This window comes from Sphingomonas sp. (assembly GCF_039594485.1).
In the GTDB taxonomy this organism is placed as follows: domain Bacteria; phylum Pseudomonadota; class Alphaproteobacteria; order Sphingomonadales; family Sphingomonadaceae; genus Sphingomonas.
This window is the reverse complement of the sequence record NZ_JBCNNI010000006.1, coordinates 19,182-34,843: the sequence shown is the minus strand read 5'-3', so window position 1 is coordinate 34,843 and position 15,662 is coordinate 19,182. Positions and strand designations below refer to the sequence as shown.

At 65.4% G+C, this 15,662-nt stretch carries 9 protein-coding genes; 6 read left to right on the top strand and 3 right to left on the bottom strand.

What is annotated here, in order from left to right:
• Positions 1-191: 191 nt before the first annotated feature.
• The 4 genes from ABDV78_RS03905 to ABDV78_RS03890 all read left to right on the top strand — a co-directional run bounded on the left by ABDV78_RS03905 (position 192) and on the right by ABDV78_RS03890 (position 6,586).
• Positions 192-2,114, top strand: a complete 1,923-nt coding sequence (locus ABDV78_RS03905) for an NPCBM/NEW2 domain-containing protein (protein WP_343525997.1) — start codon at positions 192-194, stop codon at positions 2,112-2,114.
• 103 nt (positions 2,115-2,217) lie between these two features.
• Positions 2,218-3,351 carry an endo-1,4-beta-xylanase gene (locus ABDV78_RS03900; RefSeq protein ID WP_343525900.1) on the top strand — a complete coding sequence of 378 codons (1,134 nt, stop codon included), beginning with the start codon at positions 2,218-2,220 and terminating at the stop codon, positions 3,349-3,351.
• Positions 3,348-5,012, top strand: coding sequence for a glycoside hydrolase family 43 protein (locus ABDV78_RS03895; RefSeq protein WP_343525899.1), 1,665 nt, complete (start codon positions 3,348-3,350; stop codon positions 5,010-5,012). Before ABDV78_RS03900 ends, ABDV78_RS03895 begins: the two co-directional genes overlap by 4 nt.
• A gap of 20 nt (positions 5,013-5,032) precedes the next feature.
• Positions 5,033-6,586 (top strand): glycoside hydrolase 43 family protein, encoded by a 1,554-nt coding sequence (locus ABDV78_RS03890; RefSeq protein ID WP_343525897.1) that lies wholly within the window; start codon positions 5,033-5,035, stop codon positions 6,584-6,586.
• A 14-nt stretch (positions 6,587-6,600) separates the two neighbouring features.
• On the opposite strand, the gene ABDV78_RS03885 is transcribed toward ABDV78_RS03890, so the two are convergent.
• Both ABDV78_RS03885 and ABDV78_RS03880 read right to left on the bottom strand, forming a co-directional pair.
• Positions 6,601-8,145, bottom strand: coding sequence for a tryptophan halogenase family protein (locus ABDV78_RS03885; protein ID WP_343525896.1), 1,545 nt, complete (start codon positions 8,143-8,145; stop codon positions 6,601-6,603).
• Between the two features lie 69 nt (positions 8,146-8,214).
• Complete coding sequence (locus ABDV78_RS03880; protein WP_343525894.1) at positions 8,215-11,217, bottom strand: TonB-dependent receptor; 3,003 nt, start codon at positions 11,215-11,217, stop codon at positions 8,215-8,217.
• A gap of 240 nt (positions 11,218-11,457) precedes the next feature.
• On the opposite strand from ABDV78_RS03880, the gene ABDV78_RS03875 reads away from it, so the two are divergent.
• Positions 11,458-12,147: a SapC family protein gene (locus ABDV78_RS03875; RefSeq protein ID WP_343525893.1), complete on the top strand. Its 690-nt coding sequence runs from the start codon at positions 11,458-11,460 to the stop codon at positions 12,145-12,147.
• Complete coding sequence (locus ABDV78_RS03870) at positions 12,144-13,145, top strand: cupin-like domain-containing protein (protein ID WP_343525892.1); 1,002 nt, start codon at positions 12,144-12,146, stop codon at positions 13,143-13,145. Before ABDV78_RS03875 ends, ABDV78_RS03870 begins: the two co-directional genes overlap by 4 nt.
• Here ABDV78_RS03870 and ABDV78_RS03865 read toward each other — a convergent pair.
• A complete protein-coding gene (locus tag ABDV78_RS03865) occupies positions 13,142-15,601 on the bottom strand; it encodes a glycosyl hydrolase 115 family protein (RefSeq protein WP_343525891.1) in 2,460 nt (819 codons plus the stop codon). The two genes, ABDV78_RS03870 and ABDV78_RS03865, sit on opposite strands and share 4 nt — an antisense overlap.
• Between the last annotated feature and the right edge of the window lie 61 nt (positions 15,602-15,662).

Genomic DNA, 15,662 nt, shown 5'->3' with positions numbered 1-15,662 from the left:
GAGCCGACAGGATCGACGCACGCCATGCCTTCATGCCACCCCACTCCCCGTAAAGCCTGTTTTATGGTAACGGTATCACGAGCGATACAATTGTCGATAGAAAGAATTTTCAATCTCTTACCGACGAGACAAAGATGGACAGCGTTACTTTACTCGGACAATAATAGGCGACAAAACAAGGGAGGATCATGATGCGGCGCACCATCCGGTTGGGCCTTGGCCATGCCTTTGCAACCATCCTGCTGGCGACATCGCTCCCTGCCGGGGCGGCCGCCGGACAGGCCGATCCACTCGCCCCGACGGGCCGGTGGAGCGCCAATCAGGACGGACAGGCCATGCTGCCGCCGATGGGCTGGAACAGCTGGAATGCCTTCAACAGCGATGTGGACGAGGAAAAGGTCATGGCCTCGGTCCAACTGATCCGGGACAAGGGCCTGCTCGACGCCGGCTATCGCTATATCAACATCGATGACGGCTGGTGGCTGCGGCGCAGGCAACCCGATGGTCGCATGGTGATCCGTACCGACAAATTCCCCTCCGCCGCGACAGGCACGGCTCAGCAGACCAGCTTCCGCCCGCTGACCGACCGGCTGCACGCCATGGGATTCAAGGCGGGAATCTACTCCGATATCGGACGCAATAGCTGTGGCCAGATCTATACGCCGGGTTTCGCCAACCAGCCCGAGGGGACGATCGCCGAGCGCGAGGTCGGGCTCTACGGCCATGTCGAACAGGACATCGCACTCTATTTCCGCGAATGGGGTTTTGACTACATCAAGGTCGATGGCTGCGGCATTCGCGGGTTGGGCAAGGATGCCGAGCATGTCCGCAAGGGCGATTATCGCGAACTGACCCCGCTGATCGACATGGCATCGCTGGCCCGCACCGACATTCCCGCCGTTCGCGCGCTCTACGATCAGGTGCTGGTCGCGCTGAAGCGCAACAACCCGGACGGCGACTTCATCCTCTCGCTCTGCCTCTGGGGTTCGGCCGATGTTCGGAGCTGGGGCAAGCAGATCGGCAATGTGTCACGGACCAGCGACGATATCAGCTCGCGCTGGACGCGGATGCTGACCAACTTCGACACGACGGCCACGCGCGCGCTCTATGCCCATCCCCAGGGCTGGAACGATCCCGACATGCTCTATGTCGGGTCGGGCGAGTTCGATGCGAACCACATGACGGAGGCGCGGTCGCATTTCGCGCTCTGGGCGATGATGAACGCGCCACTGCTGATCGGCTTCGACCTGCGCAAGGCCAATGCGGAGCAGCTTGCCCTGCTGGGCAACCGGGCGATCATCGCGCTCAACCAGGATCCGGCAGGGCATCAGGCGATCCCCGCCTATATGTCCGACGACGTGCAGATCTTCGTCAAGACGCTGTCCGACGGCGACAAGGCGGTGGCGATCCTCAACCGGACCGCCGCACCCGTCACGCCGATGCTGACCGCCGATCATCTGAAGATGCGGGGCGATCGTCCGGTGACGCTGACCGATCTGTGGTCCGGCCAGAAGAGCGCGTTTACCGCTCAGACGAACCTGACGCTCGCGCCACACCAGACGTTGATCTACCGCGTGCATGGCGACCGCAGGCTGGCCGATGGCGTGTTCCTGTCGGAGATGCCGGGCGATGTGAACCCGGCCCAGGACGGCATCGTCACGCCGGAGGGCGATCCCACCATCCATCAGGACATCAGCCCATGGGCGGGTAGCCGCGGTCCGGGCGACTATCCGCAATATGCCGGCTGGGGCGGCGCGCAGGCGGACCGGACGCCGTTCGGACATGCGCTGCGCACGGCGGGCAAGCTCTATGACACCGGCATCGGCATCTTGGCCAATTCGCGGCTGGAGGTGCGCAATCGGGGACACAAGCGTTTTGCCGCCACGGTCGGGATCGACGATTCCACCACGGGGCGCGGCGCGCGCGTGTCGTTCGAGGTTTATGGCGACGGCACGCTGCTCGCCCGCTCGCGTCCGATGGCGTTGAACGAGGTGCCCGCGACGCTGGAGGCCGATGTCCGGGGCCGGAAGCTGATCGAACTGGTCGCCCGCAGCGACCGGCCATCCACCGCACCGCTCGCCGTGACATGGGGGGAGGCCCGCCTGCTGGATTGAGCCGCAAGAATGGCGGCCGAAAGCGGGATACCATAGCGCTATCACGGACTTGCCGTTCACGAACGCGCGTGCAACTATCCGGGCAAATAGCAAGGAGAGGGTGATGAAACCCAATTGGCAAGGGCCGATGCTGACCCGTCGTCAGCAACTGGCCGGGGTCGCGGGTGGCCTGATCATGGGAGCGCTCCCTTCGACGCTTCACGCCGCCGGGGACGAACCGCTGAAGGACCTGGCCGCGCGCAAGGGCATCCTGTTCGGCACCGCGATCAGCGCGGGCCAGTCCTCGCCGATGGCCGATCCCGGCTATGGCGCGATCGTCGCACGCGAATGCGCCGTGCTGGTGCCCGAGAACGAGATGAAGGTCTATGTCCTCGGCCATGATCCGCAGGCGTTGAACTTCGGCCCCGCCGACCGGATCGCGGCGTTCGCCCGCGACAATCGCATGAAGCTGCGCGGCCACACGCTGCTGTGGAACTATGGCAAATATATCTCCCCCGCGCTGGCCGAGACGGTTCGCGCGACCGGCGCGGAAAAATGGCTGCGCGCCTATATCGCGCAGGTGGCCGGGCATTTCGGTGACCGGATCTATTCCTGGGATGTGGTCAACGAGACGATCGATCCCAAGACCGGCGAGATCCGCGACACGGTATTCACCCAGGCGCTCGGCTTCGACGCGCTGAAGATCGCATTTGAGGCTGCGCAGGAACATGCCCCCCACGCCCAGCGCGTCTATAACGACTATATGTCGTGGGAGGTCGGCAACGAGACGCACCGGGCCGGTGTGCTGCGCCTGCTGGAGCGGTTCCGCAAGGAGAACGTCCCCGTCGACGCGCTGGGCATCCAAAGCCATCTGGGCAATGACGGCAGCCATTCGAAGCTGCAACGTGCCGAGTGGAAACAGTTCCTCGATCGCGTCACCGCCATGGGCTATCGCCTGCTGATCACCGAATTCGACATCAATGACCGCGAGATGCCGCGCGACATCGCGCAGCGGGACGCGCAGACAGCGGCAGTCGCAAAAAGCTATCTCGACCAGATGCTCGCCTATCCGCAGCTCGACCAGTTGCTGTGCTGGGGGCTGTGGGACAAGCATAGCTGGCTGAACGGCTTCGCCCCGCGCGCCGACGGCCTGCCCCAGCGCCCCCTGCCCTATGACGACGCGCTGAAGCCCAAACCCCTGCGCGCCGCCATCGCCGATGCGCTGCGCGCCGCGCCTGTCCGAAAGGGTATCGCATGATCCGCCCGACGCTGACCGCCCTGGCTCTATCGCTAACGCTGGCCGGAAGTGCGACCGCCCAGACAGCGAGTTTCGAGCGTTTCACCTATCGGGGCCGTTCGCTCGAACAGGTGAAGCCGAAAGCCGGGGACTATCTCAACCCCATCCTTTCGGGCTATTATCCCGATCCGTCGGTGACGCGGGTGGGCAAGGACTATTATCTCGTCAACTCGTCCTTCGCGCACTTTCCCGGCCTGCCGATCTTCCATTCGACCGACCTCGTCCACTGGACGCAGATCGGCAATGCCATCGATCGGCCGGGGCAGCTCGACTTTTCGGGACGCGCGATATCGGAGGCGGTGTTCGCGCCGGACATCTCCTATCACGACGGCATCTTCTACATCGTCAACACCTGCGTTCAGTGCCGGGGCAATTTCGTCATCACCGCCCGGAACCCCGCAGGCCCCTGGTCGGACCCGATCTGGCTGCCCTTCGAGGGGATCGACCCGTCCATCTATTGGGAGGGCGACCACGCCTTTATCGTCAACAACCGCGCCCCCGCCGAACCGCCGCGCTATGATGGCCACCGCGCCATCTGGATCCAGGAATATGACTGGCGCGCGGGCAAGATGGTCGGCGAGAGCACCCAACTGGTCAATGGCGGCGTCGACCTGTCCAAGAAACCCGTCTGGATCGAAGGGCCGCACATCTTCAAAAAGGATGGCTGGTATTATCTGACCGCCGCCGAAGGTGGCACCAGCGTCAACCACTCGCAGGTCGTCCTGCGATCGAAGCAACTGCGCGGCCCCTATGCGCCATTCGCGGGCAATCCTATCCTGACCCAGCGCGACCTCGATCCCCGGCGCCCGCACCCGATCAGCGCGGCGGGCCATGCCGAGCTGGTCCAGACCCAGAATGGCGACTGGTGGGCGACCTTCCTCGCCACACGGCCCTATGCCGAAGACTATTACAATATCGGGCGGGAGACCTTCCTCCTCCCCGTGACATGGCGCGACGGCTGGCCGATCATCCTGGACAAGGGCAGGACCGTGCCCTGGACGGGAAAGGCCCCGAACCTTCCTGCCAGCCCCTCCCCCAGACTGCCGACCAGCGGCGATTTCGGTTACACCGACGAGTTCGACGGCAACCGGCTGGCCATGCAGTGGATCGGCATCCGCACGCCGCAAAGCCCCTTTTACCGTGTCGCCAATGGCCGGCTCTCGCTCGACGGCCGCGCCCCCTTGGGCGACAGGAGCGGCGTTCCCGCCTTTGTCGGGCGGCGGCAACAGCATGTGGTGGCCGACGTCTCGACGACGGTGGACTTCACGCCGGCCAGGGACGGCGCGCGCGCGGGGCTGGCGGCGATCCAGAACGACTATGCCTATCTGTTCTTCGGGCTGACCCGTATCGACGGACAGCCCCGGATCGCGCTCTATGCGCGCGAGGGGAAGAATACGCGCGACGAAGCAGCGCCGGAGACGCTGATCGCCTCCGCGCCGTTCCGCGCCAGGGGTCCGGTCACGCTGACCATATATGCCAGGGGTGGGACGATGAGCTTCGACTATCAGGCGGACGGACGGACCGCGACGCTCAAGTCCGATGTCGATGTCCGTTTCCTCAGCACCGCGAAGGCGGGCGGGTTCGTGGGCACGGTCGTCGGCCCCTATGCGTATATGCCGTGATGCGGACGGCACGAACCCTTATGCTCGCCGCCATGCTGGGCGGGGGCGCCGCCATCGCAGGCGCGCAGGTTTGGCAATCGGATCGCGGCGACGGCACCTATGCCAATCCGCCGCTCTATGCCGATTATCCCGATCCCGACATCATCCGGGTCGGGCGGGATTTCTATTTCATCACCACGACCTTCGCCAATGTTCCCGGCCTGACCATCATGACCTCGCGCGACCTGGTGAACTGGCGGTTCGTCGGCCATGTCATCGACCGACTGGACGGGTTGCCCCATTATGACCTGAAGGAGGGCGGCGCGTACCGCAAAGGCATTTTCGCGCCCAGCCTGCGTTACCGCGACGGGGTCTTCTACATCGCGGTGACCCCGGTCGGGGAAAAGACCCGCATCTACCGCGCTCGCGACATTCGCGGCCCCTGGACGATGAACCGCATCAGCGAGGAGGCGTTCGATCCGGGCCTGTTCTTCGACACCGATGGCAGCGCCTATATCATGACCTCGGTCGGGTCGGATGGAACAACGACCCTGCTCAGCCTCGACCGTGATCTGCGCGCCGTCACCGACAAGCGCGTCGTCTATTTCAACAAGGGCGCCGAGGGCTCCAAGATCGTCCGGCGCGGCGACTATTATTACATGTTCAACGCCATTCCGCGTCGGCTGGGCATGACGGTCTCGCGCGCCAAGAGCCTGTTCGGCCCGTGGGAGACGCGCGACCAGATCGACGACAAGAGCGGCGGCCATCAGGGCGCGATCGTCGATCTGCCCGATGGGCGCGACTATGGCTTCGTCATGATCGATGCGGGTGCGATCGGGCGGATGACCAATATCAGCCCGGTCTTCTGGCGGGACGGCTGGCCCGTCTGGGGCACGCCCGACGCCCCCGGCCGCGTTCCCGCCACCGCGACCAAGCCGATCCAGGGACAGCCGCTCAGCGTGCTTCCCGCCTCGGACGATTTCGCAAAGCCCAGGCTGGGCCTGCAATGGCAGTGGAACCACAACCCCCTGCCCTCCGCCTGGTCGCTGACCCAGCGACCGGGCTTCCTGCGCCTGCGCGCGACGCAGGCCCCGGCGCTTTGGAGCGCCCGCAATACCCTGTTGCAAAAGGGGCAAGGGCCGTTCGGCCGCGGCGTGGTGGCGATCGATGCCGCGCATATCGTCGCCGGGGATCAATGCGGTTTCGGCACCTTCGGCAAATATAGCGGGCATATCGCGGTCGGGCGCGGCGCGGATGGGCGGCTGACGCTGACCATGCGGGTGATCGAGGACGTCGCCGCCGGCAAAGGGACGACCCAGAAGACCGACCTTCGCGTCGCTGCCCGCCCCGTCGCCGGACAGCGGCTGTTCCTGCGGACCGACATGGATTTCAGGACCAACCGGGCGAGCGTGGCCTATAGCCGCGACGGACGCGCATGGGAGACGCTGGGCGGCGATTTCCCGCTGGCGTTCGACTGGCGGACCGGCACCTTCCAGGGACAGCAATTCGCGCTGTTCTGCTACAATCCGGGTGCGAAGCGCGGCTGGATGGACGTCGACAGCTTTACGCTATCGGGATTGGGGGCAGAGCGTTAGGGCCTTCTGCGTGGTCAGATCGTCGGAAGGCCCCGCTCGACGATCTTGCGGATCAGGTCGCGGTGGCGCGGCAGACCGGCGAGCAGCCGCCCGGTCTGCACGTCATTCTCACGCCGCGCACGCTGCGCCACGATCGCCTCCTCGCCCAGGCTGCCCGGCGCGATCTCGGTCCGCTGTCCCATGCCGTAAAGGACATATTGATAGCTGGCGGAAGGAAAGACCTCTTCCGCCCGGTCGAACTCGTCGTGCATCCAGGGGGCCTGGTAACGCCATAGCGCCATCAGCTCGCGCAAACGGTCGGGCATCGTCTCGGGGCGGGCATTGTCGCGCCAGAAGTCGCTGTCGGTGCGCCGGGTCAGCGCATAATGCAGCTTCAGGAAATCGACGATCCGGCCCCAGCGATACAGGGTCGTCTCGTTGAAGCGCTTCGCCACCGTATCCATCACCTCGCGACAGGCGGGCATCTGCTCGGCGATCAGCTTGGCGGACAGTTCGATCAGTACGATCGCGGAGGCCTCCAGCGGTTCGAGGAACCCCGCCGCCAGCCCGACGCCGACGCAGTTGCGCTCCCAGAAGCGGGTGCGGTGCCCCGCCCGGATCTTCAGTTCGCGAACGGGCAGGTCACGCCCCGCCTCACCCAGATAGGCGCGCAATTCCCGCTCGGCCTCGTCCCGCCCGATATGGCTGCTGGAAAACACATGGCCCACGCCGCGCCGGGTCGGCACCCCGATGTCCCAGATCCAACCCGAGGACTGTGCGGTGGAGATGGTATGCGAAGCGATCGGCGCATCCTCCACGTCATAGGGCACCTGGATCGCCAGCGCGGTATCGCAGAACAGCACGTCGCCCAGCGGCTTGAAGGGCACGCCCATCGCCTCGCCCAGCAATAGCGAGCGAAAGCCGGTGCAGTCGACGAACAGGTCCCCCGCCACCTCGCCCGCCTGCGCAGTGCGGACGGCGCGGATATCCCCGCCCTCGGTCAGCAGCACCTCTTCGACATCGGCGAGCACATGCCGCACGCCAAGCGTGTCGCAGCAATGGCGGCGCAGGAAATCGGCGAACTTCCCCGCATCGAGATGATAGGCGTAATTGGCCAGCGCCTCATATTCCGGCGTCGCGATCGTCTTGGGCGCGAGCCCCGCGTCGCAGATGCGCCCCTGCGGCGTGACCGCGTCGCAGAAGGTCACGTCCCCCTCGCCCGCCAGCCAGTGCGGCGCCAGGTTCACCTGCGCGAAACCCTGCGGCAGCATCAGGGGATGGTAATAGCCATCGTCCGCCGCGCCCGTGGTCCAGCGATTGAAGCGCGCGCCCTGTTTGAACGAAGCGTCGCATTCGCGGAAAAAGGCGGTTTCCGACACGCCCATCCGCCGGAGCGTGGTGCGCAGCGTCGGCCACGTCCCCTCGCCCACCCCGATGATGGGCACATTGGGGGATTCGACCAGGGTGACGGTGAAGCCATGCGGCCGCCGTCCCTGGTGCCGCGCGGCGATGACGCCTGCGGTCAGCCATCCGGCCGTCCCGCCGCCGACGATCACGATATTCTGAACCGGCTGAACCATGGCGTTCGAAAGTCCAAGAAGCGGCGGGGATGTCAAGCCGAAGCCCGACATCCCCGCCCCCGGCCATCGTCAGAAGCGATAGCGCGCGCCGAGCGTGAAGCGCCGGCCATAGTCGAACACGTCGAGGAGCTGGTTCTTGAACCGGCCATGCGTGCTCTGCTTGTTCTTGTTGAGGTTCAGCAATTCGCCGAAGATCGAGAAGTTCTTCGTGACGTCATAGCTGCTCGTCAGATCGATCTGGAAGCTGCGGTTCACGAAGGTCGGCTCGGCCCCGTAGGAGCCGGTATTCTGGTTCTGGCCGAAGCCCGCCAGATACTCGTCACGCCAGTTGAGCGCGGTGCGGAACTGGAAACCATTCTTGTCATAGAAGCCGACGAAGTTCGCCGAATTCGCCAGGCCGGTCACCGCGAAACCGCTCTGCGAGACGATCTTGGGATCATAGGGCTTGTTGGTGTTGACCAGCGTCGCATTCGCCTGGAAGCCGAAGCCGCTGTCGCCGAACACCTGCTGCCACGCGATTTCCACGCCGCGCACCGTCGCATCGGGACCATTGACCTGCGCCGAGATGGCGAAGACCGCGGGCTGGCCGGTCGTCGGGTCGATCACGCCGTTCACCGTCTGGCGCGTCACGCCGCCGACGATGAAATTGCTGACATTCTTCAGGAAGAAGTCGACCGCGAGATAGGAGTTGCGCTGATAATACCATTCGGCGGCGATGTCGAAATTGCCGGCCAGATAAGGCTTCAGGTTCGGGTTGCCACCGCTACCCGACAAGGCGCCGACCCGCTGCCCATCGCCAATCCCCAGCACCGGGTTGAGCAGGCTGAGCCCCGGACGGGTCAGCGTGCGCGACGCATCGAAGCGCAGTTGCAACTTATCGGTCACTTCCAGTCGCATGTCGAGCGAGGGCAGCACATAGGTATAGCTGCTGCGGCTCGACACTGCCTGGGGCGTGCTGAACGCAATCGAAAGCAGCGAGGGATCGGCGATGCTACCCTTGATCAACGTCGGCTGACGTCCCTGACCTGTCGACAACAGACGCGTATTCTCGGTCCGCAGGCCGAAGCCGACATGCAGCGGCATGCCACCTACCTGTCCCTCCATCGCGGCGCTCGCGAAAAGCGAGAGCGTCTTTTCATTGACCGACAGGATGCTGCCCGGATCGACAGCCTCAGTGAACTGCCCGCGGAAACCCAGCAGGCCGTTCGTCTCGTCGTCTGGCTTCGGATAATTGAAGCCCGGGACATTTTGCGCGTAAGGATTGCCGAGGCCCGACAAATAGGCCTGATAGGCCTGCGGGCTATAGATCAGCACCGATGGCGGCAGGCTCCCCGAGAAACCCGAGATGAAGTTGTTGAGGCTGATCGCGCCCTGATACAGGCTCGACGGCAAAGGCGACACGCCCGAACCCTGGCCCGACGGCGTGCCGTAACCGGCATAGGCCTGCCAGAAATTGTTGGTGAAGGTGCTGCGGTTCAGCAGCTTGAAGGTATCATCGACATATTGGCCGCCCGCCTTCAGGGTCAGATTGTCCCCCTTCCAAGTCACCGCGCCGCGGAACTGCTTCAGTTCGTCGGTATTCTGCTGCGTCTGGAGCACGGTGACATGCGATCCGATCGCCGTCTGGTCGGCCCAGCGCGCGGCATTGCCGGCGGGGCCGAAATTGCTGATCGTCGGGAAGGCCTTGTTGCTGTCGCCGGTTACGTTGAAGCCCAGATTGGTGCCCAGCGCGCCGCCATAGCCGATATCGCCGTTGCTGCTGCCGATCACGTTGCCGGGGTTCAGCCAGCTCTTGGCATAGGCACCGTCCGCCTCGACGGTCAGGCTGGGGGTGACGTCCCACTTGACGTTCAGGCCGGTCTGGTTGGTCTGAAGGATCTGGCGGTTGTGCGCGCTCGTGAAGTCGGTGGGCGAGCCCGCCTGGGTGAAGCTGACCGCCGTGCCGTTCGCGTCCTGCTTGACGTTGCGCAGCGCGTCCTGGCTGAACCACACGCCGAAGCCATACACATCGGTGTTCAGCGTCTGGCGCGAGAAATTATTGTCGAGCGTGACCATCACCTCGTTCGAGGGATGCCATTGCAGCGCGATGCGGCCATCGACACGCTCGTCCTGCACCCGCTGCTGTTCCGCGCCATATTGCTGCGGGAACCAGCCGGTCAGGCTGCGGACCTGGCTGGGATCGGCGGTCGTGTCGAACGTGGGACGGCACACCGTGGCCGTGCTGCCCTGCAACTGGCAGGGCGCGAAGCCGTTGCCGGGCCAACCCGAGACATAGACGCGATTGGTATCGGTATCACGGCGGGTATAGATGAAGCTCGACAGGATGCCGATCGTATCATTGGCGAAGGTGTCGCTGACCAGGGCACCCAAGGTCGGAACGACATGGCCCGCACGGTCCTGCAGCGAGCCCGAGGCGCTGGTCGCGACGCGGAAGCCGGGATGATCGAAGGGCTTGGGAAACTGGATGTCTACGGTCGCGCCGATCGAGCTCGACGCGAGCGATACGTCCGGGGTCTTCAGGACGCTGAGCTGCCCGATGAAGTCCGAGCCGACGGTGCTGAAGTCGATCTGGCGTCCACCGGTCGCGGTCGAAATGCGGCGACCGTCATACAAGGTGGTGTTGAAGTCGCCGCCAAAGCCGCGAACGGTGATGCCGGTCGGCTCGCCACGTGCGCCCGAACGCTGGATCGACACACCCGGCAGCCGCTGAAGCGAGGCCGCCACGTTGGAATCGGGAAATTTACCAATATCCTCGGCGGAGATAGCATCCACGACGCCGGTTGCGGTCCGCTTGATGTCAAGGTTGCGCTGAAGCGAACTGCGCAGGCCGGTCACGATGATGTCGGCAGTCGTCGGCTCGTCGGACAGGGACGGGTCCTGCGGCGTGCCGGCTTGCTGCGCAGAGGTCGCATTGGCCTGGGCGGGGGTATCGGAGCGGACCGCGCCGGGTGCCGCTGTCTGAGCAAAGGCGGCGCCGGGGGCCAGGAGCGCCAACGCCATCAAGGGCGATACGCCGCCCATCAGTGCGCGACGCGAAGCCAGCGCAGCCATAGAAACAGTGCGAACCACCATTACCCCTCTCCTAACCATATGACCCATGGGCAATCGGCTTTATGCCGCCGTACCACCCATGGAAGTAGCGGACCGTAGCGCGATGATAGCGCTATAACAAGCAGTTTGTCAGAGCAACGAACCCACGCTAATCCCCACACTTGACGAAGAGACGCGAGGACCGGACACAAGGCCGGCTTCGATCCCGGCCTGACGAAATGATCGCCGGGGCGTGGAGAGGATGGAAAGGGAAGGATCGCCATGGCCGAAATGGAATTGCTCGATAGCGCCCGTCACACAGGCCTGCGCGTCTCAGCCGCCGCGGATACGGCACGGCATTTCGTGCAACTGGTGGCGGACGAGTTCCTTCCCGCCGCGCTCCATTACCCAATCCTGTTCGCCCGCCATCCGGGCACCGGCGATCTCTATCCAGGCGCTCTGATGGGACTGGTCCCTGACGAGAATCTGTGTCTGGATTCAAAGGGGGCGCTGGCAGGATACCGGGCGGCCGATCTGGAGCGACAGGGCTTTTACGTCTCGGGTGAGAATATCGCGATCGATCCGGGTCACGCCGCGTTCGCCGGACCGGGCGGCGATCCGCTGTTCGACGAAGAGGGCGATGCGGCCCCCGCGCTGCAACGCGTGCAGGCGGCACTGCGTCGCCTGCACCGGGGCCTGCCCGAGACGGAGGCCTTTGTCGGCCGGTTGCTGGACCACAAGCTGATCGAGCCGATCGACCTGAGTTTTCAGTTCGACAATGGCGAGAGCCTGCGGCTCGATTCACTCTACACGATCAGCCTGGATACGCTGCACGCCCTGCCCGATGCCGTCATAGCGCCCCTGTTCCGATCGGGGGATTTGCAGATCATCTATGCGCAGACCAATTCGGTCCGGCACATTCCCTTCCTCGCGCGTCGCCGCAACGACCGGTTGAGCGGGCTGGTGGCGTGACCGCCACCGCGATCGAGGTCGATCGCGACCTGCTGACCGACCCGGACGCCTTCCGGCACCTGGTCGCCGAACCCTGCCGCCCGGCTGTCATTCGCGGCGCGGCGGCCGACTGGCCGCTGACCCGGATGACGGCATCGGGGGGCGAGGCGCTGCGCGATTATCTGTCCGGCTTCGATATCGGGCGGCAGGTGGAGGCCTTTGTCGGCGATGCGAGCATCGCAGGGCGCTACAGCTACACCGACGATCTGTCGGGCTTCAACTTCCGGCGCGAGGCGATGCCGCTCCGCGATGCGATCGCCCGGATGACCGACGATCGGGAGGCGCAGGACAGCCTCTATATCGGTTCGGTCCCGATCGCGGGCGTGATGCCCCGTCTGGTCGAGGACAATTACCTGCCCTTCGTGCCGCCGCGCGCGGGGCCGCTGATCTGGATGGGCCACGCCTCCACCGTGCCCTGTCATTACGACATGATGGATAATGTCGCCTGTGTGGTCGCGGGGCGGCGGCGCTTCACCCTCTATCCGCCCGAGGCGATCGGCGATCTCTATGTCGGGCCGATCGACCACACCATGGCCGGGCAGCCCGTGGCGCTGGCGACCGAAGCCACCCCGGACGATCCGCGCTATCCCCGGTTCGCACAGGCGCGCGAGCGGGCCATGATCGTCGATCTCGAACCCGGTGATGCGCTCTATATGCCCAAGCTCTGGTGGCACCGGGTGGAGGCGACGGGGCCGCTGAACATGCTCGTGAATTACTGGTGGGATGCGTTTCCGGTCAGCCACGATCCGCCCTTCGCCGCGCTGTTACTGGCGATGAGCGCCATCGCAGAGCGGCCCGCGCCCGAACGTGCGGCCTGGCGCGCCTGGTTCGATCATTATGCCTTCCGCCCCGACGGCCATCCGCTGGCGCATCTGCCCGAGGAGCGGCACGGCGTGCTTGGCGAAGGCAAGGGCGCCATACTGCGCGCCCAGGCCATGCGGATGCTGCGCAGCGGCTAAGCGGCGGGATCGAGTTCGATCCCCTCGACCACCACCTCCGGGTCGACCAGCCACAGAGTCAGCCGGTGCCGCCCCGCCGCCACGCTCGGCAACATCATGGTCGCGACCCGGCGGTTCTCGATCACCGAGCGATCCCATTGGGCCGCATCCTCCCCCGCCATCAGGTTCAGGGTCACCGGCGCGCCGCCATCGATCGAGAGGGCGATCCGGTGGCGCCCGTCCCCCCGCACATCGAGCCCGGGTGCCGCCACGACGCCGATCTTCAACGCCCCCGTGCGGGCGATGCGCACGTCATAGTCCAGATGCGGGCTGTTCCCGCCCGGCCGCTCGATCGGAGCCGCGATCGTGGGTGTCGCGATCATCGCCGCCCCTTCGGCGGTGAAGCCGGGTACGCGCTGCCACCGGACGCCCGCGCCATCGACCGCCTTGCCGCTGTCCGCCGCCAGTCGGATCGGTGCTCGGGCAGACGCGGGCGGTAACGGCAAGGGATGCGCGACCGTCGCAAGCGCGGGCATCTCGTCACGGTCCGGCTGCTGCCAGCCGGTATAGCCGATATGGGTCTGCGCCATCATGTCGGGCCATTTGCCGCCCGCCGTCTCCACCTCGTAGCGGTGTCGGATCGCCGCATCGCGTGCGTAGAAACCGCGCGCTGCCGCCGCCATCCGCTCCGCCGTCCTCGCATCGCCCGCGCTGGCAGCCGCCCGGTTGGCCGCGACCGCCTGGTACAGGCGATGCAGGTTCGTCATCGCCTCGATCCGGTGGAGCACCAGTTCATAATAGGCGTCCCGCTGGTCGGACGGCAACATCGCCTCGACCTTGCGCGCATCCATGTCGAGCGCATTCCATTCGCCCAGCACCCGCGCCCATTCCCCGCTCTTCAGGTCATAGGTGGTGGCGTCGATCAGTTCGGGCTTACGGCGGCTGGCCAACTGGCCATAGCGGCGGATCAGTTCCCCGATGGCGGACGCATGCGCCGGGCCGAACTGAGCCGTCGCCCAGCGGACCGGATAGGCATGCATCGCGGCCAGATCCATGCGATCCGGGTTCCACGCCATGTCGAGGAAAAAGCTGGTCGGATATTCCATCGGCTTCAGGTCGCCGACATTGACGATCCACAGCCGATCCGCGCCATATTGGCGGGCCATCGTCATCTGTTGCCAGACGCGGGGGATGGCGTTGGTATCCAGCCACTTATAATTGCGCGGACCACCGACATAATCGAAGTGATAATAGACGCCCGCCCCGCCCGTGCGGCGTTCGCCCGGCGGCGGCAGGCGACGGATATTGCCCCAATTGTCGTCGGCGAACAGCAGGGTCACGTCATCGGGGACGCGCATCCCCTTGTCATAATAATCCTGCACCTCCTTGTAGAGCGCCCAGACCTGCGGCGTCTGCGACGCCGGTTTGCCGGTGACGTCGGCGATGATCCTGCGCTGGTCGGCGACGATCGTCTGCAACAGGTCGGTCGCGGTGCCTTCGGTCATCGGCTCGTCGCCGTCGCCGCGCATGCCGATCGTCACGGGGTCTTCGGCCTTGCCGCGCCGCTCAATCCCGAAGCGCCAGAATTTGCGCAGCTCCTCGGCATTCTTCGTATAGTCCCAGGGGCCGCCGCCTTGCCGCTTCCATTCGATCTGGGCGCGCTGCATCGGCTCGTGATGCGAGGTGCCGAGCAGCACCCCCATTTCCTGCGCCAGTGGAGCGGTGGCGGGATCGTCCTGCCATAGCGACTTGCCCCACATGGCGGGCCACAGGAAATTGGCCTTGGACCGCAGCAGCAGGTTGAACACCCGCTCATAAGCGCGGTGATTGATCCCGCCAAAGGCCTTGCGCGCCCAGCCGCCAAAGGCAGGCTCCTCGTCATTGATGAAGATGCCGCGATACTTCACCACCGGATGATCGGCGACGCGCCCCGCGGTCAGATAAAGCGTCGGATGGCGCTGCACGGGCACATCCGCCCACCAGGTCCAGGGGCTGACGCCCGCCTTCGCGCTGATATCATACAGGCCAAAGATGGTGCCGCGCCGATCCGCCCCCACGATGACCAGCGCCCGCGCAACGCCGGGCATCGGATTATCGACGACCTGTTCGACATAGCCCTCCCACTGGCCCGCAAGGCCGCTGACATCGACCCTGCCCGCCTTGACCAGCGAGTCGATGAGTGCGCTGTGCCCCAACGTCCCCGCGATCACCGTCGCCCCGCCGGTGACGACCGCCGCCAGCCGCACATCGCCGCCGCCCACCGCCTTCAGATCGGCGACCAGATCGCGCGCGGCCCGGCCGACGCCCGGTTCGTCCCGGGGATCGACCACGACCGTCGCCTCGCGCCCCGGTGTCAGCAGCGCGACGGCCCCAGGCATGGCGCGTTCGCAGGCAGCCACCGGACCGACACAATCCTGCGCCAAGGCGTTGCCGGAAATCGGCGCGATCAGCGCGGCGGACAAAAGCAGGTGGTTCATCGTCTCTCCGGTCCTCCCGCGTTCATTACGACCGGGAGTATTTTCGTTCTTCGCCCATCCT